This window comes from Mycobacterium sp. RTGN5 (assembly GCF_033804465.1).
Lineage (GTDB): Bacteria > Actinomycetota > Actinomycetes > Mycobacteriales > Mycobacteriaceae > Mycobacterium.
The window spans coordinates 130,291-154,312 of record NZ_JAPZLA010000006.1 but is presented as its reverse complement, the minus strand read 5'-3'; the positions used below and the strand labels follow the sequence as shown (position 1 = coordinate 154,312).

Sequence of the window (24,022 nt, the reverse complement as noted above, 5' to 3'; positions counted from 1 at the left end):
CCGATGACGAGATGTTCCTCCAACGCGGCTTGAGTTCTCATGGGCCGAATGTATGATTCGCCGGAGATGAGAACCGAGTTATCCACCCACTGGAGGAATTGCTGATGCCGGCCCAGGACGCGACGGCAACCATCGCGAGCGGCGAGCAAGCGGCGGAGGGCCAGGTGTCCGACCGGCAGATGCTGATCGACGGCCAGCTCGTCGGGGCTGCGCACACATATCCGTCGATCAATCCGGCAAACGGTGACATCGTCGGCTACGCGCCCAACGCGGGCGTCGCCGACGCCGAGCGCGCGATCGCCGCGGCCCGCAACGCCTTCGACAACACCGAGTGGTCGACCAACGTCGAACTGCGGATCCGGTGCATGGAGCAGCTGCACGCCGCCCTGCTGGAGCACAGCGACGAACTGCGTGCGCTGACGATCGCCGAAGTGGGCGCGACCCGCGCGTTGACCGAGAGCGCCCAGCTCGACGACCCCATCAGGATCGTCGGCTACTACGCGAATCTGCTGAAGACCTATTCGATGAGCGAGGACCTCGGCGAAATCGAGAGCCGCGGGCAGCGCCACCATCGCTGGGTGGAGAAGGAAGCCGCCGGAGTGGTGGCCGCGATCATCGCCTACAACTATCCCAACCAGCTGGCGCTGGCCAAGCTCGGTCCGTCGCTCGCCGCCGGCTGCACCGTCGTCCTCAAGGCCGCCCCGGACACCCCACTGACCACGTTGGCGCTCGGCGAGGTGATCGCGAAGTACACCGACATCCCGGCCGGTGTGATCAACGTGATCAGCTCCACCGACGCCGCTGTCGGTGCCGCGCTGACCACCAGCCCCGACGTGGACGTGGTGACCTTCACCGGGTCGACGGCGACCGGGCGCAAGATCATGGCGGCCGCCAGCGACACCATCAAGAAGGTCTTCCTGGAGCTCGGCGGAAAGTCCGCGATGGTGGTGCTCGACGACGCCGACTTCAACAACTGCGCCATGATGGCGGCGTTCATGATCTGCTCGCACGCCGGCCAGGGCTGCGCGATCACTACGCGACTGCTGGTGCCGCGTCAGCACCACGACGAGATCGTCGAGCTGGTGAAGAACATGATGGGCATGGTCCGCTACGGCGACCCGGCCGACCCGGCCACCTACATGGGACCGCTGATCAACGACGCCCAGCGCGACAAGGTCGACGGCATGGTCCAGCGGGCGGTTGCCGCGGGCGCCACCCTGGTCACCGGCGGCAAGAAGGTCGACGGGCCGGGCTTCTTCTACGAGCCGACTCTGATCACCAACGTCGACCCCGACAGTGAGCTCGCTCAGGAGGAGATCTTCGGGCCGGTGCTGGCCGTCCTCGCCTACTCCGACGACGACGACGCGGTCCGGATCGCCAACAACTCCATCTACGGCCTGTCCGGCGGGGTGTTCGGCGCCCACGACCGCGCGCTGGCGATCGCCCGCCGGATTCGCACCGGCACGATGGGGATCAACGGCGGCAACTACTTTGGTCCGGACAGCCCGTTCGGCGGCTACAAGCAGTCCGGTGTCGGCCGCGAGATGGGTGTGGCAGGCCTTGAGGAATTCCTCGAGCGCAAGACTCTCGCGGCGGTTGTCTCGTGAGGCCGCTGGACGGGATTCGCATCCTCGAGGTCGCGATGTACGGCTTCGTGCCGTCCTGCGGCGCGGTGCTCGCCGAGTGGGGCGCCGATGTCATCAAGGTCGAGCATGCGGTGACCGGCGACCCGCAGCGTGGGCTGCGCCAGACCGGCCCGCTGCGTGTCGAAGGCGATCCCAACCCGAACATCGAGCACGCCAATCGCGGTAAGCGCAGCATCGGGCTGGACATGTCGGTGCCCGAAGGCAAAGAGGTACTGCTGGAACTGGCGCGCCGTGCCGATGTGTTCCTGACCAGTTTTCTGCCAGGACACCGCCAGAAGTTCGGCATCGACGTCGACGACATCCGCGCCGTCAACCCGAAGATCATCTACGCGCGTGGCAGTGCGCTCGGTCCGCGCGGCGAGGAGTCGGTGAAGGGCGGTTACGACATGACCGCCTTCTGGTGCCGCGCCGGCACCGCCGCGACGATCACGCCGCCCGGCATCGAGGGCATGATCGCCCCGCCGGGGCCGGCCTACGGTGACACGATCTCGGGCACCAACCTCGCGGGCGGCATCGCCGCCGCACTGTTCCAGCGTGAGCGCACCGGCGAACCGTCGACCGTCGATGTTTCCCTGCTCGGCAGCGGGCTGTGGGCGATGGGCCACACCGTGGCGCTGACCCAGCACCTCCAACAACGGATGGTGCAACCCGCGCCCGGTGTGCACGGCTCGCCGATCAACCCTCTGGTCGGGCTCTACGAGACGGCCGACAACCGCTACATCTCCTTTGTGATGATGCAGCCAGGAAAGTTCTGGGCCGACGTGTGCGCGCACATGGAGCTCGGCGAGCTGGCCGACGATCCTCGGTTCGCCACCGCGGAATCGATCGCGGAGAACACCCCGGCCGCGGTGGACATCCTGCGCGAGGCCATGGCCAAGCGACCGCTACTGGAGTGGAGCGAGCGGTTCACGTCGCTGGCCGGGCCGTGGGCGCCGGTGCAGGACACGCTGCAGGCGGCCCAGGACACGCAGATCCGTGCCAACGAATACATCGTTCAGGCAGGCGAATTGGAGCTCGTCGCCAACCCGGTGCAGTTCGACGTCGCGGCACCGCACACCGGGCCGGCGCCGGGATTCGCCGAACAGACCGACGAGATCCTGGAAGAACTCGGACTGGACTGGGACCGCATCATCGAACTCAAGACCGCCGGCGCGGTCACCTAGGTAGCGCCGGAGAAACTCATGCCGCACATCATCGCCATTGGCACATACCTACCCTCGTGGGGGTGTGATGCACATCGCATTGCCGGCGATGACGAGGACGCGATCACACTCGCTGTTGAAGCGGGCCGCGCGGCGCTGTCCGAGGGCGGCTCCGTCGAACGAGTCGTGCTGGTCAGTCGGGACTTGCCGCTGCTGGAAAGCAGCAACGCCGCGGTGCTGCTGGCCGGGCTTGGCCTCGACCCCGAGCTCGAGGTCGTCGAGCGGCTCGGCGGAGCGCCTGCCACGCTGGATGCGGTCAGTTCGGCACGGTCGCGCACGCTGGTCATCGGCACCGATCTGGATCCGGCTGGGGCGGCGGCGATCCTGATTGCCGACAGCGGATTGCAGGTGCGCACCGCCGCGCGGGTGGCGCGCAGCCTTCCGGTTCGCACCCGCAACGCCAGCGGCGTGCTGCACGACTACGGCGACCCGCGACTGCTTCACGAACGCGGTCTGGTCGCCTCGCTGGCGGCAGCCTGGCTCGACACGCCGGTCGCGCTCGCCGGGGTCGACCACGACCGCGTCGCCGAACTGTGCGGCGGCGACCCGCCGATGTTGCCGACGTCGGGGGCTAGCGCGGGGCTGTTCGCCTTGGCGGCGCTCGCCGAGTCACGCACCAACGGACCGCTGGTGGCCGTCGAACAGGCCAGCCTGTCCGGGGTGACCGTGGTGGGTGGCGACGCCGCCGTCTTTCGGCGCGAGCCGGTGGCGCGTCCGCGTCCGCAGACCAAGATCACCGCGGGCCCCGAGATCCCGATCTCGCTGGCTGCCTACGAGCGCGCCTTCGAAGCCAAAGTGCGGTGGGAAGCCGGCAGGCACAGTGGCAGCGACGAATTGGACTTTCCGCCCCGCTACCGCCTCGACGAGGACGGCCGGCTGACCACCGACTACGCGTTGGTGCCGCTGCCGCGAGTGGGGACGGTCTACACCGAGGTCACCGTTCACATTCCGGTGCCGGGCCTGCGTACCCCCTACTCGCTGGCGCTCATCGAACTCGACGACGTCGGCGTCCGCGCGCTGGTGAAGGTCACCGGTGTCGAGGCGGGCACGGTCCGGATCGGCCATCGCGGACGGCTCACGCTGCGCCGGGTCGCGATGAGATCCGGTGTGCCCGACTACGGGTACTCGTTCGAGCCGTATCAGCCGGCAGCGCCCCTGGAACGGGCCACCCGCGCATGGGGTGCGGCATGAGGCGCGTCGCGGTCGTCGGCGCCGGTATGACGGCGTTCGGTGAGCATTTCGCTCTGGGTCTCAAGGACCTGCTTCCGATGGCGTTCGCCGAGTGCGCCGCCCGTGTTGACAAGGGCGTCAACAAGTCTGAGATCGATGCGGCATGGTTCGGCGCGATGGGAACCCCAGACGGATTCCCGGCCGGCATCCTGGCCGACTCGCTCGGCCTGCCTGACCTCCCGGTCACCCGGATCGAGAACTCCTGTGCCACCGGCAATGACGCGGTCCGCAATGCCCTCTATGGCGTCGCGTCCGGGGCGGCCGACGTGGCGCTGGTGATGGGTGCGGACAAGGTGCGCGAGACCGCTTCCAAGCAATTGCTGTGGGAGTGGGAGGCGATGGCCCGCGATATGGCGTGGGATTACCCGCTCGGACTGGTGTCGCCGGCCGGGTTCGCCCTTCATGTTGCGCGTTATTTGCACGAAACCCCGGCCACCCGTGAGCACATGGCGATGGTCGCGGTGAAGAACCATCGGCACGGAGTGTCCAACCCGAAAGCGCGGCTGCGTTTCGAGGTGACCCTCGAACAGGTGCTTGCGGCACCGCCGGTGGTGACGCCATTCGGCGTCTACGACTGTGCGCCCCAAAGTGATGGCGCCGCAGCACTTTTGCTGGCGTCCGAAGACGCGGTGGACCGCTACACGGACCGGCCGGTGTGGATCCGGGGCGTGGGTCTTGGCCTGGACTCGGTGATGCACCAGCACAAGGCCGACCTGACGACATTTCCCGCGACGGTTCGTGCGGCCAAAAGAGCGTTCAGTATGGCAGGTTTGGCACCTGCTGATATCGATGTGGCAGAAGTTCACGATTTCTTCACCGGCATCGAGCTGATCAGCTATGAAGATCTCGGCTTCGCCGAACCTGCGGAGGCCTACAAATTAATGGAGGCCGAAGTGACTTGTGTTGGCGGAGCGCTGCCGGTGAATCCCAGCGGCGGACTGAAGGCCAAGGGACACCCGCCCGGTGCCACCGGTGTGGCCCAGTGCGTCGAGCTTTTCGAGCAACTCCGTGGTGAGGCCAATAACCAGGTGGACGGTGCCCGAATCGGTCTGGCCCACAACATCGGTGGGCCGACGGCGGTATCCGCGGTGACGATTCTGGAAGGACCGGGAACCGATGGCAGGTAAGGGACCGGAACGTTGGTCGACGGGCATTTCGTTGAAGAGTGCTGCGGGTCCGATGCAGGCTATTGGCGGGTTGTTTGCGATGTCAGCAGACGCGGTGCGGTTTGTGTTCCGGAAGCCGTTTCAGTGGCGGGAGTTTTTGGAGCAGTCGTGGTTTGTGGCGCGGGTGTCGTTGGCGCCGACGTTGTTGGTGGCGATTCCGTTCACGGTGCTCGTCTCGTTCACGCTCAATATTTTGTTGCGGGAGTTGGGTGCTGCTGACCTCTCGGGTGCTGGTGCCGCCTTTGGTGCGGTGACCCAGGTCGGTCCTCTGGTGACGGTGTTGATCGTGGCCGGTGCGGGCGCGACGGCGATGTGTGCGGATTTAGGGTCGCGCACGATCCGTGAAGAGATCGACGCGATGGAAGTCCTGGGCATTAATCCAGTGCAGCGGTTGGTGACCCCGCGGATGCTGGCCTCGGGTCTTGTTGCACTGCTGTTGAATTCTTTGGTGGTGATCATCGGGATTTTGGGTGGTTACGTCTTCTCCGTCTTTGTCCAAGACGTCAATCCCGGTGCGTTCGCCGCGGGGATCACCTTGTTGACCGGGGTGCCCGAGGTCATCATCTCGTGTGTGAAAGCCGCCCTGTTCGGGCTGATTGCCGGGCTGGTGGCCTGCTACCGCGGCCTGACGATCACCGGTGGTGGCGCCAAGGCGGTGGGTAACGCGGTCAACGAGACGGTGGTGTACGCGTTCATGGCGTTGTTCGTGGTCAACGTCGTGGTGACAGCCATCGGCATCCGGATGAGCGCACGGTAGGGCGAGGGGGTATCACGATGGCATCGCAGGCTTTATATCCGCGTGTGGCTCGCCAACTTCGGCGTCCACTGGGCACGTTTAGTCGTATTGGTGATCACACGATTTTTTATGGGCGGGCGATCGCGGGGACGCCGCACGCGACGATCCATTTCCGTAAGGAGATCATCCGTTTGATCGCGGAGATCTCGATGGGTGCGGGCACGTTGGCGATGATCGGCGGCACCGTGGTGATCGTCGGATTTTTGACCCTGGCTGCCGGTGGCACGTTGGCGGTGCAGGGCTACTCCTCGCTGGGCAATATCGGCATCGAAGCGTTGACCGGGTTCTTGGCGGCGTTCATCAATGTGCGCATCAGTGCCCCGGTGGTCGCTGGGATCGGGTTGGCCGCCACCTTCGGTGCCGGGGTGACCGCGCAGCTCGGGGCGATGCGGATCAATGAGGAGATCGACGCCCTGGAATCGATGGGCATCCCACCGGTCGAGTACCTCGTGAGCACACGATTGGTGGCCGGCATGGTGGCGATCACCCCGTTGTACTCGATCGCGGTGATCCTGAGCTTTGTCGCCAGCCAGTTCACGACGGTGGTGTTGTTCGGTCAGTCCGGGGGCCTCTATGACCATTACTTCAACACGTTTTTGAATCCGATCGACCTGCTGTGGAGTTTCTTGCAGGCGGTGTTGATGGCGATCACGATCTTGTTGATCCACACCTACTTCGGCTACTTCGCCACCGGCGGCCCCTCAGGAGTCGGCGTCGCGGTGGGTAACGCGGTACGGACCTCCCTGATCGTGGTCGTCTCGGTCACCCTGCTGGTCTCCCTGGCCATCTACGGCTCCAACGGCAACTTCAACCTGTCCGGATAGGGAGATGACGTGACGCGAAATCTCGGTCCGGGACCATCCGACCGATCAGAAACCGAAACCCATGCTGCGCCGGTGGCGGCCAGAACTGGGACCAACTTCGGGGCACGCGGGTGGGCACGCCCAATCGCGGGCCTGGCCACCGTTCTGGTCGTCGCCGCGATCGTCGCGGTCTCGGTCGGATTGTTCCGTGGGGACTTCACCAAAACCGTTCCGGTAACGGTGATCTCCGACCGCGCCGGCCTGGTGATGAACCCTGATGCCCGAGTGAAGATGCGCGGTGTCCAGGTCGGCAAGGTCGACTCGATCGAGACCCGCCCCGACGGTGCGGCCGTCCTGCACCTGGCGATGGATCCCGGACAGTTGCGCAAGATTCCGTCCAACGTGGTTGCCGACATCGCCTCGACGACGGTCTTCGGCGCCAAGTACGTCAACTTCGAACCACCCGCGGAACCGTCGGCAAAACCGATGTATTCCGGGCAGGTTCTGCAGGGTCAGCATGTCACCGTCGAAATCAATACGGTGTTCCAGCAGCTGACGCAGATTCTGAAGAAGATCGACCCGGCACAGCTCAACGAGACACTGGGTGCACTCTCGTCGGCATTCGCCGGGCGGGGCAAGCAATTCGGCCAGACAGTGGCGGACTTCGACAGCCTGTTGGCCAAGTTGGAGCCCAGCCTGCCCAACATGGCCCGCGATATCGAGCTCACCGCACCGGTGGCCGCCGCCTACGCCGACGCCGCGCCGGATCTCGTACGCACCGTGCAGAATGCGAACAAGGTCAGCCAGAGCATCGTCGATGAGCAGCAGAACCTGGATACCTTCCTGGTCAACATGATTGGGCTGGCCGATCAGGGCAACGACGTGCTGGGTACCAACCAGCCTGCGCTGAGCAAGGTGCTCCACCTGCTCGTGCCCACCACGGACTTGTTCAACGAATATGCGCCGGCCATCAACTGCACGCTCCAGGGCATGAACTTCGTCCGGCTGCAGCCCCCACTGATGGACCCCGGCGTCCTGGTGAACGTCGCCTTCACGCTCGGCATCGACCGCTACCGCTACCCCTCGAACCTGCCCAAGGTGGCGGCCACGGGCGGCCCGCAGTGCATGGGACTGCCCTACATCGGCTTCGGCAACAAGTCCAAGTACCTGGTCACCGACGTTGGCAGCAATCCTTGGCAGTACGGCAACCAGGGCATCCTGCTCAACTCCGACGGTCTCAAGCAGGCGCTGTTCGGCCCGCTTGACGGCCCGCCGCGCAACACCGCACAGATCGGACAACCGGGATGATGCGCACCACAAGCACACTCATCAAGTTCGGCGTGTTCGCGGTCGTGATGGTGGTCCTGACCGCCTTCCTGTTCTTGACGTTCAGCAACTACCGCAGCGGTTCCACGTCCGGGTACTCGGCGGTGTTCGGTGATGCATCGCGGCTGAAGGACGGCGACACGGTGCGCGTCGCCGGAGTCAGGGTCGGCACGGTCGACAGCGTTGACTTGCAACCGGACAAGAGCGTGGTGGTCAAGTTCGACGCCGACCGCGACGTCGTCTTGACAACGGGAACCCAAGCGGCAGTGCGCTATCTGAATCTGACCGGTGACCGGTATCTGGAACTCATCGACGGGCCCGGCTCGGCCCGGGTGCTGCCCGCGGGGGCGCAAATACCCAAGGACCGCACCCAGGCGGCGCTGGACCTGGACCTCCTGCTCGGCGGCCTGCGGCCGGTGATCCAGGGGCTCAACCCGCAGGACGTCAACGCGCTGACCGCGTCGCTGATCAACATCCTGCAGGGTCAGGGCGACACGCTCGATTCACTGCTGAGTAAGACCTCGTCGTTCTCGAATGCGTTGGCCGAGAACAGTCAAACCATCGAGCAGTTGATCGACAACCTCAAGGTGGTCGTCGATACGCTGGCCCAGGACGGCGACAAGTTCTCCGGAGCCATCGACAAGCTGGAGAAACTGATCACCGGCCTGGCGCAGGATCGCAATCCCATCGGCACCGCGATCACCCAGCTGGATAACGGAACCGCCTCGCTCACGAGCCTTCTCAACCAGGCTCGGGCCCCGTTGAAGGGCGATATCGACCAGCTCAACAGGCTCGCGCCGCTGCTCGACGACAACAAGATCGTGTTTGACAGGGGCTTGCAGCGCGGTCCCGACAACTACCGCAAGATGGCTCGGCTCGGGTCCTACGGCAGCTGGATCATGTACTACATCTGCGGTCTTTCTATCCGCGTCACCGATCTCCAGGGACGGACCGGGGTCTTCCCGATGATCAAACAAGAATCCGGTAGGTGCGGAGAGCCCTGATGTTGAAATATCGCGATTCAAACCTGTTCCGCGCCGGTTTCATCGGCGCCATGCTGATCCTGCTGGTGATCGCCGTCGGGCTGCAGCCCGAGCGGCTGGTGGAGTTGGCCACGTCGGTCCGCCACCAGGCGGTGTTCAGTGAGGCTGGGGGGATCACCGTCGGCAACGACGTGACGATCTCCGGTATCAAAGTCGGCAAGGTCACCGACGTTGCGCTGGACAACGGTGACGCGTTGGTCACCTTCACCACCGCGGGCAGATACCCACTCGGGTCGCAGACCGCCGCACACATCCGCACCGGCTCACTATTGGGTGAGCGCGTGATCACCCTCGAATCAGCCGGCAGCGGAAGCCTGCGCTCCAGCGATGTGATCCCGACGACCCGCACGTCGTCGCCCTATTCGCTCACCGAAGCTGTCAGCGACCTGGCCAGCAACACGGCGGGCACCGACACCGCCTCGCTCAACCAGTCGTTGGACACGCTGTCGGCAACGATCGATCAACTCGCCCCCAAGCTGGGCCCGACATTCGATGGGCTGAGCCGGTTGTCGCGTTCGCTGAACGGCCGCAACGAGAACCTGGCCGGCCTGCTCAAGAGCGCCGCCGACGTGACCACCGTGTTGGGCCAGCGCAGTCAGCAGCTGAATACGTTGATCCTCAACGCCAACGATCTGCTCGGAGTGCTCAACGACCGGCGTGAGGCGATCGTCGACTTGTTGGCCAACACATCCGCGGTGTCTCAGCAGCTGACCGGTCTGGTCCACGACAACGAGGACAAGCTGGCTCCGACGCTGCAGCGGCTCAACTCGGTTGTCGCCGTGCTGGAGAAGAACAAAGACAACATCGCAAAGATGCTGCCGAACGTGAAGAAGTTCATCCTGTCCGAGGGTGAGACGCTGGCCAATGGCCCGTACTACAACGCCTACGTGCCGAACCTGCAGCCGGCCGAGTTGCTGCAGCCGTTCATGGATTACGCATTCGGCTTCCGGCGCGGTGTCAACGCCGGTCGACCGCCGGACAACGCCGGGCCGCGTGCCGAATTGCCGCTGCCCTACAACGGAATTCCGGGAGGTTCGCGCTGATGAGCCGACGTTGGGTGAAGCTGCTGGCAGTCGCGCTGGCTGGCGTGCTCGTTGTGGGGGCCGCATTCCTGGTGCACAAAGTCTTCTTCGGTCCGAAGACCATCTCCGCCGTGTTCACCACGGCCACCGGTATCTACCCGGGTGATGACGTGCGGGTCTCGGGTGTCAAGGTCGGCACGATCAAGGCGATTGTGCCGGAGGGCACTCAGACCAAGCTGGTGCTCGACGTCGACCGCGACGTGCCCATCCCCGCCGACGCCAAGGCGGTGATCGTCGCGCAGAACCTGGTCGCTGCCCGCTACGTGCAACTGGCGCCGGCCTACCGCAACAACGTTGGGCCCAAGATGGCCGACAATGCGCTAATCCCGTTGGACCGCACCGCCATACCGGTGGAGTGGGATGAGGTGAAGGCACAGCTGATGCGGCTGGCCACCGACCTCGGGCCGCAGAGTGGCGTCTCGGGTACGTCGGTGTCCCGCTTCATCGACAGCGCTGCCAATGCGCTTGACGGCAATGGCGACAAGCTGCGTCAGACGATCACCGAGCTGGCCGGTGTCTCCCGCGTCCTGGCCAACGGCAGCGGCAATATCGTCGACATCATTAAGAACCTGCAGACCTTCATCACGACGCTGCGTGACAGCAGCGATCAGGTGGTGCAGTTCCAGAACCGGCTGGCCACGCTGACCAGCGTGATCGACGGGAGCCGGTCTGACCTCGACGGCGCGCTGACGAACCTGTCGGTGGCGATCGTCGACATTCAGAGGTTCGTCGCCGGCAGCCGCAATCAGACGTCCGAGCAGCTTCAGCGCCTGACCAATGTCACCACGAACCTGCTCGACAACAAGATGGAGATCGAAAACGTTCTCCATATCGCGCCGAACGCGTTGACCAACGCCTACAACATCTACAACCCATCCTCGGGCAGCGCAGTCGGGCAGTTCGTGCTGAACAACTTCTCCAATCCGACCGAGTTCATCTGCGGCGCAATCGGTGCGATCGAGAACACCACCGCTCCCGAGACTGCCAAGCTCTGCAGCCAGTACCTGGGACCGGCGCTTCGCCTGCTCAACTTCAACTATCTGCCAATAGGGATCGATCCCTACCTGATGCCTTCGGCCGCCCCGGACGAAATCGTCTACTCACAGCCGAACCTCGCGCCCGGTGCTGGCGGTCCAACCCCCGACGTGCCGCCGATCGCGCCGGCCATCTCGGCATACGAAGGTGTGGCGCCGGGACCGCCGCCGTTCACCGGCCGAGCACCAGGGGACGCTCCACCCGGTGCGGCGCAGCTCCTGCCCGGGGCGGGACCGATCATCCCACCGAGCGTGATCTCGTCGCTGCCCAGCATGTTGAGTCCGGGGGGACCCGCGCCCGGTCCGGCACCTGGCGCTCCGATGCCAGCAGAAGCAGGAGGGACGCCATGATCGGCGGAAAATCCTTGCGCAGGGCGGTGATCGCCGGCTCCTGCGTCGCGGTCACCACCAGTGCCTGCGCGTTCCAGGGCGTCAACTCGCTCCCGCTGCCCGGTGCGGTGGGCCGCGGGTCCGATGCCAGCGTCTACCATGCCGAGATAGCGAATATCGCGACACTGGAACCGAATTCGCCGGTCATGATCAACGATGTCGTCGTTGGTAGCGTGCGCAAGCTGACCGTCAAGAACTGGCACGCCGATGTCGAGTTCTCAGTCAAGCCCGACGTTGTGGTGCCTGCCAATGCCGTTGCCAGCGTGGGCCAAACCAGTCTGCTGGGCTCCATGCACCTGTCGCTGAGCACCCCGGTCGGACAAACCCCGAGCGGCAAGCTCAGTCCGGGCGGGACGATCGCGCTGAACGCGTCCTCGACCTACCCAACGACCGAGCAGACGCTGGCATCACTGGCGGCGGTCGTAACCGGCGGCGGCCTCGGGCAGATCGGCGACGTCATCCACAACTTCAGTACGGCGGTGAGTGGAAATGAGGCCCAGTTCCGCGACCTGATCACCCGGCTGGACACCTTCGTCGGAACACTGGACGGGCAGCGCGACAACATCGTGTCGATCATCCAGTCACTGAACCGGATGACGTCGACGTTCGCCGGCCAGCGCGACGACCTCGCCGCGGCCCTCCAAAAGATCCCGCCGGCCATCGACGTGCTGATCAAGGAAAGGCCTACGCTGACAACGGCGTTGGAGAAACTCGGCACGTTCAGCGATACCGCCAACCGACTGGTCAACGAGTCGCAGGCCGACCTGGTCGCGAATCTGAAGAACCTGGAACCGGCCTTCAAGGCGTTCGCCGATGTCGGTCCGGATCTGGATGCGCTCCTGGAATACGCGGTCCACTTCCCGTTCACCCAGAGCTTCATGGATCGTGCGATCCGGGGGGACGCCTACAACTTGTTCGCAATCATCGACCTGACCATTCCGAGGTTGAAGCGGACGGCGTTCCTGGGCACCCGGTGGGGAGACGCAGGCGCGCAGCTCATTCCCGCCCCGGGTGATCCGGTCTACCTGAACTACACCTACGACCCGCTCAAAACCGGGGTCCTCCCGCCGCCGCCGGATGTCTTCGATGATGCCCCGCCGCAAGCGCCGCCGCCGTCGCTGATGGCGGCTGTGGGTCCGATCCTGCCGTTCGTGCCACCCGCGCCGGCGAACGTGCCGGGTGCCCAGATCTATACCGAGGCTCAACTGGCCGCGACCGGGGTGGCACCGATCTTTGCCGGACCCTATGGGGCACAACCTAATCCGCCGGCGAACACACCACCGGCTCCGCCGGCGGGAGGGGGTGGCTGATGCTCACGCGTTTCGTCCGAACTCAGTTGATCATTTTCACGATCGCCTCGATCGTCGGGGTGGCGATCATGCTGTTCGCGTACATCCAGGTTCCCACTCTGCTGGGAGTGGGCCGTCTCACCGTCAAGCTCGACCTGCCCGCCACCGGCGGCCTCTACCAGTTCAGCAATGTGACCTATCGGGGTCTGCAGATCGGCAAGGTCACCTCGATCGATCTCACCGAGAACGGCGCCCAGGCGACGTTGTCGCTGGACACCTCGCCGAAGATCCCCGCGGACCTCAAGGCCGAGGTGCGCAGCATGTCGGCGGTGGGTGAGCAGTACGTCGAGCTGTTGCCGCGCAACGACAAAGCACCCTATCTGCAGGACGGTTCGGTCATCGCGGTCGGCAACACGTCGATTCCGCAGTCGGTGGGGCCGATGCTCGACCAGGTCAGCAAGCTGATGGACACCATCCCGAAGGAGAAGCTGAGTCAGCTGCTGGGGGAGTCCTACCAGGCCTTCAACGGAACTGGCTACGATTTCGGGTCGCTGATCGACTCGGGTTCGACCATCACCAGGGACGCGAACGGGATATCGGACAACACCCGTGCCCTCATCGACGATGCGCGGCCGTTCCTCGGGGCGCAGGAGTTGACCACCGATTCGATCCGAACCTGGGCAGCAAGCCTGGCCGGCGTCACCGAACAGGTGGCGAACAACGACCCGGAGTTCCGGTCGATCCTGCGCAACGGACCGGGCTTCGCGCAGGAGACCTCGAAGCTTCTGGAGCAGATAAAGCCCACGTTGCCAATACTTCTGGCGAACATGACCACCTTCGGTCAAATCTTCTTGACCTACAACAAGTCGGTCGAGCAACTGCTGGTGCTGGTGCCACCGTTCGTCGCGCAGATTCAGACGTACGCGCCGACCAACAACCCCACCGGCTTGCCGAACGGTGACTTCTCGCTCGGCCTTGGCGATCCGGCGGCATGTACGGTCGGGTTCCTTCCGCCGTCGTCGTGGCGCAACCCCGCCGACACGTCGGTCATCGACACCCCGGACAACCTGTATTGCAAGCTGCCGCAGGACTCCCCGGTGGCGGTCCGCGGGGCGCGTAACTACCCGTGCCAAGAGCACCCGGGTAAGCGTGCCCCGACCGTCGAACTGTGCAATGACCCCAACGGCTACCAGCCGCTGGCGCAGCGCCAGCACGTCCTCGGGCCCGCCCCGTTTGATCCGGGGCTGGTTGCCCAGGGCGTTCCGATCGATAGCCGAGCGCTTCCGGATTCCAACATCTTTGGACCGTTGCAGGGCACGCCGCTGCCACCCGGGGTTGCTGCGCCACCGCCGGGTGCACCGCCGGTGGATCCCCCGCCGCCGAATTTCGCGGGTACCGGTCCCGGGCCGCTGCTGCCCGGGCAGCCCATCTATCAGACGCCGCCCGTGACGCCGCCGGGTCCGGAGGGCAATATCGGCCCGGCGCCGATCAACTTGCCGGGGCCGGAGAACATGCTGCCGGTTGACAAGCAGCTTCCACCCACGGATAGCGCTGCGCCACAGGCGGCGCCGAGCGGATTCAACGGCGGCGGTCAGAAGGCGCCTGCCGTGCAGATCACCAAGTATGACCGGCGCACGGGCCAGTACATGGGCAGTGACGGCACGCTGTACCGCCAGACCAACTTGGCCAAGCCGGCAACGACCTGGCAGGACATGCTGCAGAGCTGAAAGGGGTATGTCGATGCGTATTCGTGGATTACAGGCAGTGACGGCCGTCTGTGCGGCCGTCACACTGGCCGGGCTCAACTGCGCCGCACCCGCTGCGGCGGACCCGAATTGGGGTATCAACGGTACATTCGAGGTGTCGTCGAACGGCGATTGGGCGAAGGTCAACGAGCGCTACGAAGACCAACCGTCCGAACGCAACACCTGGACCATTTCGACCACGTGCGTCTCACCGACCGAGTGCAGCGGCACGGTGCAGAGCGACGCGGGCTGGGCCGCCCCGATCTACACCACGAACAGCTTGTGGTACGTCAAGCGCACGATCCCGAATTGGCGGTTTTGCGCTGACGGAGCGGCGATCGAGGGGTTCCAGGAGTACAAGATCTATCCGGTCGGCAGCGATGGCCACTATGACACCGCGGCTGATGAATACACCGGCCAGAACCGCGTCATCGGCCCGAGTGGCTCGTGCGGCCGCAACCAGTGGCCGGTGATCTCGATGCCGTTCTACATGAAGAAGCTTTAGCGCCTTACCAATTCCGAAGTGAGCACAGCGCGCCCTTCGGCCCGCTGTTCTGCTTCACGACGACACCGTTGATCGCCATCGTGCAGTTGAACCCGGCCGTCGCCTTGGGCAGTGCGCCCTGGGCCTGAACGGAAACCATGCCCCACTGAATCGGATCGGTCAGGGTGGCCTCTAGCACCCACGGCTTGCCCGGTCCGACTGTTGCTTCGGCGCTGGGGCTGAATACGTACGGGTCGTGGCTGTAGTCGGAGAACGTCGGGGGATCGGTATCCCGGTAATAGATCTCGGCATTGACCGGCTTGTCGGCGGTGACGGTGTATCGCACGTTAAATGCCGGCGGGGGAGGCGGATCGCCCGGTGGCGGGTCGTCGGCCAGCGCAGGCGATGCGAGACCGGTTGCGGCGCAGAGAACAGCGAAGGCGACGGCGGAAATCTTCGAAGGGGTTCGCATGGTCACATCCGGTTCAGGCTGAACGGGTAGGTGAACGCACCGCCGGGGGCGCCGTCGCAGCCGGCGTCGAACGTGGAAACCATCGATCCGGCAAGCGTCGTCGCGTCCCACGTGTACACGTCGTGGGTGGGAATGGTTGGGCCGTAATAGATGTCACCGCACCGCAGACCGAACGGATCGTCGATGGTGAAGGTGTACTGGCCGTTGACCAGTAGGGCATCGCCAACACTCTGGACGGCCTTGGCGATCGGTCGCGGCAGGGTGAGGATATGGATGCAGTGGGGGATGCTGGTGTTCGTGTTCGGCTCTTTGCATGGGGTGATCGCTGACCACACCCAGGTGTGGAAGTCCCTGCGGTCGGGCATGATCAGGTCGTAATTGCCAAGATTCATGTCGGCGGCCGCGGGCGGCGCGAGGGTCACCGCGGCCGCCATCAGCGCCGTGGTCATGACGAGGGACTTCAAACCGGCTTCCTCCACCTTCGAGCCAAGCTGCTTACGCTGCGAGATTGGCATTCTCGTGATCGGAGAATACCGTCTCTGGGCTTTCCGGAGAACGGGTTTGGCAGGTTACGTCGCCGTCAGGCGAACTCGACGTCCGACATCTTCACCTGATCGCCCTCACGCACCAGGCTGACCACCACGCGCCATACCCGTGGCTGCTGATCTTCCTTCGGTGCGTCGGGACCGGTTCGCTGAGAGGTGGCCGCGACAAGGACGGTTGCCGAGTCCTTGTCCATCGACTCGACGGCAGCGTTGTTGACGGTGACTTTGGTGGCGATCTTGGCCTGCGTCATCGCCTTGATCAGGTCGGGCGCGCCGTCTTCGAAATTCGACTTGAACTTGCCGGTCGAGTCGTCGATGACGCGCTGGACGCTCTCCTGGGCGTGGGTGTAGTCGAGCGACATCAGATTCACCACGCCCTGGCGGGCGGCCGCCGCGAACTCGGCCGAGCGATGCTGTAGCTGATCGGCGTTGCGGTGTTGCCAGAGCATGAATCCGGTGCCGCCAAGGAGAGCGGCGACGACCACCAGAACCGCGAGCGCGGCGGCCACGGTCGTCAGGCGCAGCCCGCGCTTCTTTTTCGGCGACTCATCGTCGGTGGGCTGCGATGGTTCGGTATCGACGACATCGACCACTGGTTCCGACGGCGCCGGCGTCTCGTCGCTGGCGGCTTCGAGCTTGCGGCGCAATTCGTTTGCGCGAGCCCGGGCGGCCTCGGCACGCTCCTCGGCCGCAGCGGCCGCGGCCTCTGCCGCGTCGGCTGACACGGCGCCGTCGGCGTCGGATGCCTCGGATTCATTTTTGTCCGGCATGGGACCTCCTCGTCCATCACGGTCGCATGGCGAAGAGCGACGCTAACACTGCCGGCCAGCATTCCACAGTGGCAGTTCCACCCTATTCGGGGTGGTCCGGCGGGTAACTCTGACGCTAGCGCGGATTTTCGTCCCAGTTTCTTCTCTGAGCCGGAGAATTCGCTTACCGAGTATGCGAAAGTGTTCGAGTGCGATCGACCGTGCCAGTTCTTGCTGCAGTCCTGACAGCCGGATTTTTGATGCCGGCGTCGGCCGCCGCGGACCCCGCGGTAGTGCCGATCAATGCCACTGAGTGCAATGACGCGTTCTGCACGCCGGGCATCACGCCCGGTGTCGAACTCGGTGCCCCGTGCGCCAACACGACGTACTACGTGTTTGGTGTCGACACCCGAAACGACTGGGGCCGGCTGATCTTCTGCGGGTCGCCACGGCGCTTGGCACCGCGATACTTCCGGTCCCCGCCCATGGTCGGCGTCAAGAATCTGAACGACACCTGCGTCGGGTACGAGAATTCCGTCGCGCAGGGCCCTGACGGCATGTTCCTGACGTGCGTCGCGGCCGGCGGGGCGACCCGCTGGGTGCAGGGCGACGCCTAACCCTTGTAACCCTTGAGCGATTTCGGCGCGCTTTCGTTCGCCTAGCGGCGGTTTGCGCACCGAAATCACGCAGGTCAGGATCGGCCGCGTCCCGCCCCCCGTTTCTGCCACCTCCGGTTCGGTTACGGAGTAGCCTCCGTGTCCAAAGTAGGGGGTCTGGTGCTGAGTCGGTGTTCGCTGTGGCTGTCGATGATCGGCGTTGCGGGCGGCTTGGCGCTCGCGGCGCTCACCGGCTGCGGTAGCGCGCTGGCCGACGCGGGTTCGCACGCCCAGGGCGGCACCAATGCGGCATCGGCCCCGAAACAAGCCGCCGCCAGCCACCGGGCCCGGCCGTCCGCAGCGGCGTCACCTAGAGCGAAGGGGACGGCCGTCGCACAACAGCACGTCGCTGACCGGACTCAACGCCGGACGAAGGCGGCGGTCGCCACACCGGTGGCGCCGATCGCGCCGCCGGCGACGGGCGGGGCGGCATTGGTGGGGACCGCGAAACCCACATTTGCCGCGCGGCCGACACTGGTCAACGTGGCGGCTCGGCCGACCGTCATCAACGTCCTCGGCACGCTGGCGTTCCGGGTCTTCGAGGCGTTCGAGAACGCGATCGTCGGTCCGCCGAGGGTGCCGCCGAACAGCAACGTCGAAGTTAGCTCAGCACCTCTGGCGATCGACTGCGGACCCGGGGTGACCGTCAAGGCGGACTGGTACTTCCCGACAACGGGTCCACCGCCGACCAGGCTGATCCTCTTCGGTCACGGTTGGCCCGGTACGGGGGCGATGTACGACTACACCGCGGCAGCCTTGGCCGAACGCACCCACAGCATCGTCGTTGCCCCGACGATCTCCGGCAACCTGTTTGACTGTTACGGCTGCCAGATCGGCGGTGAACAGATGAGTTTCGCTGTCGCCCAACTCTTCCTGGGTGATCGTGCCGCGTTGACCGAGAGTGCGCGGCTGGCCTCCGGCGATACCGAGCTGGTGCTGCCCGACCAGTTCGTCCTGGCGGGTCATTCAGCAGGCAGCCTGCTGGCCGTCGATAGTGGCGGATTCTTCGAGCAGCTGGCCGGTCCCGACGAGCGTGACAATCTGGTCGGGGTCCTGCTGTTCGACACCGATTCGGTGGGCGGAGCATTGGCGCGTGGGTTGGGCAACATCCCCGACACGGTTCCGGTGTACAGCATTTCTGCCGCGCCGAATCTGCTGAATTCCTACGGCGGCGGCAGCCAAGTGTTGGCTCAAGCACGTCCGGACCAGTTCATCGGTGTCGAACTGGTCGGTGGCACGCACGCCGACTCACTGCAGAGCAGTAACCCGCTGGTGCAGTTCGGGGGACAACTCGCAGGCGGTGGTCTTGCCTCTGCGCAAAATGCGCGTGCCGCACAGGATCTCGCGGTCGGCTGGATCAACGACTGGTTCGCGGGCACCCACGATGGCGTGTACGGCGAGTTGGGTTCGACCATCGACATATCTACGATGGCCGGCATCGCGCGCGCCCACATCCTGCCGGTGCCCGCGGTGGCGCTCGACTTCTTTCAGTCGCTCTCGCTGAAGTTGCTCGAATCGCTGGTGCTGCTTAAGGCGTTGCAGGTCTGCGCGGCGCCGATCGACATCTCGGGTGCCGCGCCGGCCGCGAGTGCGTGCTCGGTCTGACCTGACCTAGCGATTTCGGCGCGGAAACCGCCGCCTACCCTGTTTGCCACGCTGGTTGAGCCAAACCCACCAGGCCTACTGCGTCGCCCACCCCGAACGGTTCTACAACCGCCCCAGCAGTCCGAGCCCCGGCGGTTTGCGCGCCGAAATCGCAAGGACCCCTAGCCTCTGCCGGTGAACCGGACGTGGATGTCGGCGAGCCCGCGCAGGATGTATGTCGGCTCGTAGTTGTACCGCCGGTTGCCGGCCGGTCCGTGGAATTCTTCGTCGAGGGTGATCTCACCCATCCGGTCCAGCATCCGTTCCAGGGACACCCGACCCTCGACCCGTGCCAGCGGCGCACCGGGGCACGAGTGCGCGCCGCGGCCGAACGCGATGTGCTCGCGAACGTTGGGGCGCCGGACCTGGAACTCGTGCGGATCGGTGAAGCGCCGCGGATCGCGGTTGACCGCGCCGGGCAGCACCATGACCACCGTGCCTGCCTTGATCTCCATGTTGCCGACCTTCGAGGTCCGGCGAGCCAGCCGCGAGTCGCTCTTGACCGGGCTCTCCAGTCGCAGCGACTCCTCGATGAAGGTCGGGATCAGGGTACGGTCGTCGCGCAGTCCCTGCTGTAGCTCGGGGCGCTCGGCCAGCGCCTTGATGGCCGCGGACAGCAGCTTGGCGGTGGTCTCCTGGCCGGCGGCGAACAAGAACGTCGCGGTGCGGGCCACGTCGATGACCTCCGGGGTGGATCCGTCGGGGTACTTCGCCGAGGCCAGATCGGTCAGCACGTCGCCGCGCGGGTTGCTGCGACGTTCTTCGAGGTAGTTGCAGAACTTCTCGTCGAGAAACTCCAGCGGGTTGGTGCCGACGTGCTCGTGGTCGAGCGAGCCGACTCGGGCGCCGGGCCGGTCGGCGCCGAGCACCGTGCGGAACTCCTTGTGGTCCTCTTCGGGGACGCCGAGGAGGTCGGCAATCACCAACAGCGAGAACGGCTTTGCGTATTCGGCAAGGAATTCGCTGTGGCCAAGGGAGATGAACTCGTCGAGCTGGCGGTCCGCCAGCTTCCACATGAAGTCCTCGTTCTCCTTGAGCCGCTTGGGGGTGAGCAGCCTGCTGAGCAGCGAGCGGGCCTTGGTGTGGTCCGGCGGGTCCATGGTGACCATGTGCTCGTTCATCGGGAAGTACGCCCGGTGAGCGTCGATCTGCGCGTTCAGGTCGTCGCCCTCGGGCGTGAACGGCAGGGGAGGGAAAGGGCCGCCGAGGGCCACGATGTTGGAGAAGTCCTCGGGGCTCTTGTAGACCTCGAGGGCTTCCTCGTACCCGGTGACGGCCACGAAGCCGTGCGGCTCCAGCCGCACTGTCGGGCTCTGCTCCCGCAGGTAGTCGTAGTACGGATACGGGTCCGGAACCAGCGACTGATCGGTGAGGAAGTCAACGGTGGCGAAATCGGTCATGGGCGTGTTTTTCCTCCGAGCGGGCTGATTGCTGTGCACCTGCTTAGCATGGCGTAAAGTGCGTGGTCAAGGATGGATCCCATCGGCCCACGTACTATCGGCGTGTTCAATCGGCGACGTCAACGAGATCGAGGTGGCACATGGCATCGGCTCGGCGGATCGGTGCGCCCGACGCGAAAAATCGCATGGTGCTGCTGGATGCCGCCGAACAGCTGCTGATCGAGGAGGGCTACGCGGCGGTCACCTCCCGTCGCGTTGCCGAGAAGGCGGGCCTCAAACCCCAGCTGGTCCACTACTACTTCCGCACGATGGACGACCTGTTCCTCGAGGTTTTCCGCCGCTACGCCGACCAGGGCATGGAAGCCCACCGGTATGCGCTGGCATCGCCCCAACCGCTGTGGGCGCTATGGCGATTCGGCATCAACCCCGCCGCGAGCCGGCTGACGATGGAGATGGCCGCGCTGGCCAATCACCGCAAGGTCCTCCGTGCCGAGATGTCCCGGTATGCGGAGCGTTTCCGCGAGGATCAGCGCCAAGTGTTCGTCACCGTGCTGGAGCGCAAGGGCGTGCTGCCGGCCGAGGTTCCGCCGGTGGTCTGGTCCATCCTGCTGACCGGCGTGTCGACGGTGGTGATGCTGGGCGAGGCGCTCGGCGTCACGTCGGGGCACGCCGAAACCCTGGAACTCGTCGAGAATTTCCTGACCGTGATGGAGGGTCCGCCGCAATCGACGGACGACTCAGCTCACCAGTGGCGCAGCGAGCAGAGTGCGCCCTTGGCGCCGGAGTTCTCCGCGACGACAACCCCGTCGACGGCAAGCACGCAGTGAAAATTCGGCGGGGTCGCCGACAGCCCGCTGGTGGCCGCCACCATGGCCCATTCGTCGGGGTTGGCTAGCTGCACGTTGAGCACCCACTTCTGAGTGGGGCCGATGTCGGCTTCCACCTTGGGGCTGAACACGTACGGGTCGTGGCTGTAGTCCGACCAGTTCGCCGGCTCGGTGTCCCGGTAGTAGATGTCGGCGGCCCGGAACGGCTTCTCGGCGAAGACGCTATAGGTGACCTGGTGCATTACCCCTTCGTCGGCGCCGGCCGGGGCTGAAGAACCCGCCACACATACCGCTGCCAGGGCGATCGCCGACCCCAAACGGACGAACCTCATGGCTCAGTTTGGCATGGCGGACTCGTTGCGGTCGGCGTTTGTCTCACCCCGCGGCCCCTTCATTGACAGACGCGGCGAGAACGATATTCTCACTTCTGGCGAGGCCGCATTCCAATGAAGGAGCTGGACATCAGAGACGCGCTCATTCTCGACGCGGTGCGCACTCCTCGCGGCCGGGGTAGGGCCGGCGGCGCCCTGCACGGCGTGCACCCGCAGGATCTGTTGGCGCAGTGCCTGACCGCGGCCGCCGACCGGGTGGGATTCGACCCCGCTGAGGTCGACGACGTCATTGCCGGCAACGGGATCATGGCCGGCGAGCACGGCGACGACATCGCCAGGTTGTCGCTGCTGCTGGCCGGCTGGCCGCAAACCGTGCCGGGCATGACGCTCAACCGGTTCTGCGGATCAGGCCAGCAAGCCGTCACCGTGGCAGCCGCCGGGATCGGCAGCGGGCAGCAGGAGTTGGTGGTGGCAGGCGGCGTGGAATCGATGTCACGCTGGGGCGTGACCGTAGGCGCACCCACGATCGACGGCGCCAACCCCGCCTTCCGTCAGCTCTTTCCGACTGTGCCACAGGGTATTTCGGCTGATCTGATCGCGTCAGTGGAAGGCTTCAGCCGAGCCGATGTCGACGCGTTCGCGGTGTCGAGCCAGGACCGCGCGGCGGCCGCGATCGCGGCCGGTTACTTCGACCGCTCGATCATCACGGTGCGCGACAGCGACGGCGAGATCGTCGCGGACCGTGATGAACACCCCCGGGCGGGGACGACTGTGGACAAGCTGGCCGGGTTACCGTCCGCCTTTGAGCGCGCCGGGGCGGCGCGCCTGGACGGCGAGAACCTCACCTTCGACGAGATCTGCCTGAGCCGTTACCCCGACGTCGAGCGCATCGAGCACGTCCATCACGCAGGCAACTCCTCCGGCGTTGTCGACGGCGCCGCGGTGGTGGTCGTGGCCTCCGCCGACTGGGCGAAGGCCAACGGGGCAGTGCCGCGGGCCCGCGTGCGTGCGGCCGCCGCGATCGGCAGTGAGCCGATCATCATGCTCACCGCCCCGGGCCCGGCCGCCGAGCGTTGTCTCGCCAAGGCGGGCATGACAACAGCGGACATCGACCTGTGGGAAATCAACGAGGCCTTCGCCGCGGTGCCGCTCAAGACGATTCGCGACCTCGACCTGGATCCGGCCCGGGTGAACGTCAACGGCGGTGCGATCGCACTGGGGCACCCGATCGGCGCGACCGGCGCCATGCTGATCGGCACGATCCTCGACGAGCTCGAGCGCCGCGACCTCACCACCGGCCTGGTCACCATGTGCACCGGCGGCGGCATGGGCACCGCGACGATCATCGAGCGAATCTGATGGTGCCGGCGACCGAGATGCTGGACATCGAGACACCGTCCGCGGGTGTCCTGCTGATCCGGTTCAATCGCCCGAAACGGCTCAACGCGATCAACGAGGTGATGCGCGACGAGATCGCGCGCACCCTCGCGTCGGTGGCGAACGACGCCACGGTGCACGCGGTGGTCATCACCGGCGCCGGGCGGGGATTCTGCTCGGGTATCGACATCCGCGACTTCGGCCCCGGCATGCTCGAGGCCAGTGCCCCCGCGATCGACCGGCTGCGCTTCCAGGAGGCGATGGCGGGCCTGGTACGCGCGCTCGCCGACCTGCCGCAGGCGGTTGTCGCGGCGATCAACGGACCGTGTGTGGGTGCCGGCCTGGCGCTGAGCCTGGCCGCCGATATCCGGATCGCCTCCACCGCAGCCACATTCGGCAACGCCGCGATCCTGCTCGGACTGTCCGGCGCGGAGATGGGCATGAGCTATCACCTGCCGCGGATCGTCGGGGCGGGTGTTGCCGCGGACTGGATGCTCACCGGCCGTACTGTCTCGGCTGAGGAAGCCGACCGGCGTGGTTTGGTGAGCCAATTGGTCGAGCCCGAGCAGCTTCTGGAGCGGGCACTTGACATCGCCGGTGGCGTCGCGGACTTGGCACCGCTAGGCGTTCAGCTGACGAAACGGGCGTTGCAGGTCAACATCGGCGCCGCGGGCCTCGGCGCGGCGCTGGAGCTGGAGAACCGCAATCAGGTTCTCAGCCATGCGACCGATGATGCGGCCGCCCGTCGATCCACATGGTCTTAAGTCCAGCGAAGGGGACGAAC

General features: G+C 65.5%; 23 protein-coding genes. 18 read left to right on the top strand and 5 right to left on the bottom strand.

The annotated features are described in order from the left end of the window. Positions 1-179: 179 nt before the first annotated feature. The 13 genes from SLQ31_RS24735 to SLQ31_RS24675 are packed head-to-tail and all read left to right on the top strand — an operon-like array spanning position 180 to position 15,257. Entirely contained in the window at positions 180-1,607 is a 1,428-nt protein-coding gene (locus SLQ31_RS24735) for an aldehyde dehydrogenase family protein (protein WP_413643001.1), read from the top strand. Further along, positions 1,604-2,809, top strand: a complete 1,206-nt coding sequence (locus SLQ31_RS24730; protein WP_319436775.1) for a CoA transferase — start codon at positions 1,604-1,606, stop codon at positions 2,807-2,809. The genes SLQ31_RS24735 and SLQ31_RS24730 overlap by 4 nt, the downstream gene beginning before the upstream one ends. Before the next feature lie 18 nt (positions 2,810-2,827). Then, positions 2,828-4,039, top strand: coding sequence for an OB-fold domain-containing protein (locus tag SLQ31_RS24725; protein ID WP_319436774.1), 1,212 nt, complete (start codon positions 2,828-2,830; stop codon positions 4,037-4,039). Next, positions 4,036-5,205, top strand: coding sequence for a thiolase C-terminal domain-containing protein (locus SLQ31_RS24720; protein ID WP_319436773.1), 1,170 nt, complete (start codon positions 4,036-4,038; stop codon positions 5,203-5,205). The genes SLQ31_RS24725 and SLQ31_RS24720 overlap by 4 nt, the downstream gene beginning before the upstream one ends. After that, on the top strand, positions 5,195-6,001 hold the full coding sequence (locus tag SLQ31_RS24715; protein ID WP_319436772.1) for an ABC transporter permease: 807 nt from the start codon (positions 5,195-5,197) through the stop codon (positions 5,999-6,001). The genes SLQ31_RS24720 and SLQ31_RS24715 overlap by 11 nt, the downstream gene beginning before the upstream one ends. A gap of 17 nt (positions 6,002-6,018) precedes the next feature. Continuing rightward, entirely contained in the window at positions 6,019-6,864 is an 846-nt protein-coding gene (locus tag SLQ31_RS24710) for an ABC transporter permease (protein WP_319436771.1), read from the top strand. Positions 6,865-6,873: 9 nt separating this feature from the next. Then, positions 6,874-8,151, top strand: coding sequence for an MCE family protein (locus tag SLQ31_RS24705; RefSeq protein ID WP_413642931.1), 1,278 nt, complete (start codon positions 6,874-6,876; stop codon positions 8,149-8,151). Beyond that, positions 8,148-9,173: an MCE family protein gene (locus tag SLQ31_RS24700; RefSeq protein WP_319436769.1), complete on the top strand. Its 1,026-nt coding sequence runs from the start codon at positions 8,148-8,150 to the stop codon at positions 9,171-9,173. The genes SLQ31_RS24705 and SLQ31_RS24700 overlap by 4 nt, the downstream gene beginning before the upstream one ends. Then, complete coding sequence (locus SLQ31_RS24695) at positions 9,173-10,255, top strand: MCE family protein (RefSeq protein WP_319436768.1); 1,083 nt, start codon at positions 9,173-9,175, stop codon at positions 10,253-10,255. The genes SLQ31_RS24700 and SLQ31_RS24695 overlap by 1 nt, the downstream gene beginning before the upstream one ends. Next, on the top strand, positions 10,255-11,679 hold the full coding sequence (locus SLQ31_RS24690; protein WP_319436767.1) for an MCE family protein: 1,425 nt from the start codon (positions 10,255-10,257) through the stop codon (positions 11,677-11,679). The genes SLQ31_RS24695 and SLQ31_RS24690 overlap by 1 nt, the downstream gene beginning before the upstream one ends. Next, positions 11,676-13,028, top strand: coding sequence for an MCE family protein (locus SLQ31_RS24685; protein ID WP_319436766.1), 1,353 nt, complete (start codon positions 11,676-11,678; stop codon positions 13,026-13,028). The genes SLQ31_RS24690 and SLQ31_RS24685 overlap by 4 nt, the downstream gene beginning before the upstream one ends. Then, on the top strand, positions 13,028-14,734 hold the full coding sequence (locus SLQ31_RS24680) for an MCE family protein (protein ID WP_319436765.1): 1,707 nt from the start codon (positions 13,028-13,030) through the stop codon (positions 14,732-14,734). The genes SLQ31_RS24685 and SLQ31_RS24680 overlap by 1 nt, the downstream gene beginning before the upstream one ends. 13 nt (positions 14,735-14,747) lie before the next feature. Continuing rightward, complete coding sequence (locus tag SLQ31_RS24675) at positions 14,748-15,257, top strand: hypothetical protein (protein WP_319436764.1); 510 nt, start codon at positions 14,748-14,750, stop codon at positions 15,255-15,257. A 4-nt stretch (positions 15,258-15,261) separates the two neighbouring features. On the opposite strand, the gene SLQ31_RS24670 is transcribed toward SLQ31_RS24675, so the two are convergent. The 3 genes from SLQ31_RS24670 to SLQ31_RS24660 all read right to left on the bottom strand — a co-directional run bounded on the left by SLQ31_RS24670 (position 15,262) and on the right by SLQ31_RS24660 (position 17,023). Then, the gene (locus SLQ31_RS24670; RefSeq protein WP_319436763.1) at positions 15,262-15,708 is read right to left on the bottom strand and encodes a hypothetical protein; all 447 of its coding nucleotides are present in this window, start codon (positions 15,706-15,708) and stop codon (positions 15,262-15,264) included. 2 nt (positions 15,709-15,710) lie between these two features. Then, a complete protein-coding gene (locus tag SLQ31_RS24665) occupies positions 15,711-16,100 on the bottom strand; it encodes a hypothetical protein (RefSeq protein ID WP_319436951.1) in 390 nt (129 codons plus the stop codon). A 188-nt stretch (positions 16,101-16,288) separates the two neighbouring features. Next, entirely contained in the window at positions 16,289-17,023 is a 735-nt protein-coding gene (locus SLQ31_RS24660; protein WP_319436762.1) for a hypothetical protein, read from the bottom strand. Positions 17,024-17,262: 239 nt separating this feature from the next. On the opposite strand from SLQ31_RS24660, the gene SLQ31_RS24655 reads away from it, so the two are divergent. Together SLQ31_RS24655 and SLQ31_RS24650 are read left to right on the top strand one after the other, a co-directional pair. Next, positions 17,263-17,619, top strand: a complete 357-nt coding sequence (locus tag SLQ31_RS24655; protein ID WP_319436950.1) for a hypothetical protein — start codon at positions 17,263-17,265, stop codon at positions 17,617-17,619. 138 nt (positions 17,620-17,757) lie between these two features. Then, a complete protein-coding gene (locus SLQ31_RS24650) occupies positions 17,758-19,263 on the top strand; it encodes a hypothetical protein (protein WP_319436761.1) in 1,506 nt (501 codons plus the stop codon). Between the two features lie 161 nt (positions 19,264-19,424). Here the strand turns inward: SLQ31_RS24650 and SLQ31_RS24645 are convergent, their stop codons facing one another. Further along, positions 19,425-20,702: a cytochrome P450 gene (locus tag SLQ31_RS24645; RefSeq protein ID WP_319436760.1), complete on the bottom strand. Its 1,278-nt coding sequence runs from the start codon at positions 20,700-20,702 to the stop codon at positions 19,425-19,427. Between the two features lie 140 nt (positions 20,703-20,842). Here SLQ31_RS24645 and SLQ31_RS24640 point away from each other — a divergent pair, with 140 nt between their 5' ends. Then, entirely contained in the window at positions 20,843-21,529 is a 687-nt protein-coding gene (locus tag SLQ31_RS24640; RefSeq protein ID WP_319436759.1) for a helix-turn-helix domain-containing protein, read from the top strand. Here the strand turns inward: SLQ31_RS24640 and SLQ31_RS24635 are convergent. Beyond that, positions 21,445-21,861, bottom strand: a complete 417-nt coding sequence (locus SLQ31_RS24635) for a hypothetical protein (protein ID WP_319436758.1) — start codon at positions 21,859-21,861, stop codon at positions 21,445-21,447. The two genes, SLQ31_RS24640 and SLQ31_RS24635, sit on opposite strands and share 85 nt — an antisense overlap. Before the next feature lie 129 nt (positions 21,862-21,990). On the opposite strand from SLQ31_RS24635, the gene SLQ31_RS24630 reads away from it, so the two are divergent. Both SLQ31_RS24630 and SLQ31_RS24625 read left to right on the top strand, forming a co-directional pair. After that, positions 21,991-23,220 (top strand): acetyl-CoA C-acetyltransferase, encoded by a 1,230-nt coding sequence (locus SLQ31_RS24630; protein WP_413642999.1) that lies wholly within the window; start codon positions 21,991-21,993, stop codon positions 23,218-23,220. 2 nt (positions 23,221-23,222) lie between these two features. Then, positions 23,223-24,002, top strand: a complete 780-nt coding sequence (locus SLQ31_RS24625; protein ID WP_413642997.1) for an enoyl-CoA hydratase/isomerase family protein — start codon at positions 23,223-23,225, stop codon at positions 24,000-24,002. Positions 24,003-24,022: the final 20 nt, after the last annotated feature.

Excerpts from the sequence above, each read along its gene's own strand:
- SLQ31_RS24635 (WP_319436758.1), bottom strand. The coding sequence starts at position 21,861 with ATGAGGTTCGTCCGTTTGGGGTCGGCGATCGCCCTGGCAGCGGTATGT.
- SLQ31_RS24695 (WP_319436768.1), top strand. The coding sequence starts at position 9,173 with ATGTTGAAATATCGCGATTCAAACCTGTTCCGCGCCGGTTTCATCGGC.
- SLQ31_RS24680 (WP_319436765.1), top strand. The coding sequence starts at position 13,028 with ATGCTCACGCGTTTCGTCCGAACTCAGTTGATCATTTTCACGATCGCC.
- SLQ31_RS24715 (WP_319436772.1), top strand. The coding sequence starts at position 5,195 with ATGGCAGGTAAGGGACCGGAACGTTGGTCGACGGGCATTTCGTTGAAG.
- SLQ31_RS24655 (WP_319436950.1), top strand. The coding sequence starts at position 17,263 with ATGCCGGCGTCGGCCGCCGCGGACCCCGCGGTAGTGCCGATCAATGCC.
- SLQ31_RS24690 (WP_319436767.1), top strand. The coding sequence starts at position 10,255 with ATGAGCCGACGTTGGGTGAAGCTGCTGGCAGTCGCGCTGGCTGGCGTG.
- SLQ31_RS24700 (WP_319436769.1), top strand. The coding sequence starts at position 8,148 with ATGATGCGCACCACAAGCACACTCATCAAGTTCGGCGTGTTCGCGGTC.
- SLQ31_RS24640 (WP_319436759.1), top strand. The coding sequence starts at position 20,843 with ATGGCATCGGCTCGGCGGATCGGTGCGCCCGACGCGAAAAATCGCATG.
- SLQ31_RS24660 (WP_319436762.1), bottom strand. The coding sequence starts at position 17,023 with ATGCCGGACAAAAATGAATCCGAGGCATCCGACGCCGACGGCGCCGTG.
- SLQ31_RS24670 (WP_319436763.1), bottom strand. The coding sequence starts at position 15,708 with ATGCGAACCCCTTCGAAGATTTCCGCCGTCGCCTTCGCTGTTCTCTGC.
- SLQ31_RS24720 (WP_319436773.1), top strand. The coding sequence starts at position 4,036 with ATGAGGCGCGTCGCGGTCGTCGGCGCCGGTATGACGGCGTTCGGTGAG.
- SLQ31_RS24675 (WP_319436764.1), top strand. The coding sequence starts at position 14,748 with ATGCGTATTCGTGGATTACAGGCAGTGACGGCCGTCTGTGCGGCCGTC.
- SLQ31_RS24725 (WP_319436774.1), top strand. The coding sequence starts at position 2,828 with ATGCCGCACATCATCGCCATTGGCACATACCTACCCTCGTGGGGGTGT.
- SLQ31_RS24685 (WP_319436766.1), top strand. The coding sequence starts at position 11,676 with ATGATCGGCGGAAAATCCTTGCGCAGGGCGGTGATCGCCGGCTCCTGC.
- SLQ31_RS24735 (WP_413643001.1), top strand. The coding sequence starts at position 180 with ATGCTGATCGACGGCCAGCTCGTCGGGGCTGCGCACACATATCCGTCG.
- SLQ31_RS24710 (WP_319436771.1), top strand. The coding sequence starts at position 6,019 with ATGGCATCGCAGGCTTTATATCCGCGTGTGGCTCGCCAACTTCGGCGT.
- SLQ31_RS24645 (WP_319436760.1), bottom strand. The coding sequence starts at position 20,702 with ATGACCGATTTCGCCACCGTTGACTTCCTCACCGATCAGTCGCTGGTT.
- SLQ31_RS24665 (WP_319436951.1), bottom strand. The coding sequence starts at position 16,100 with ATGAATCTTGGCAATTACGACCTGATCATGCCCGACCGCAGGGACTTC.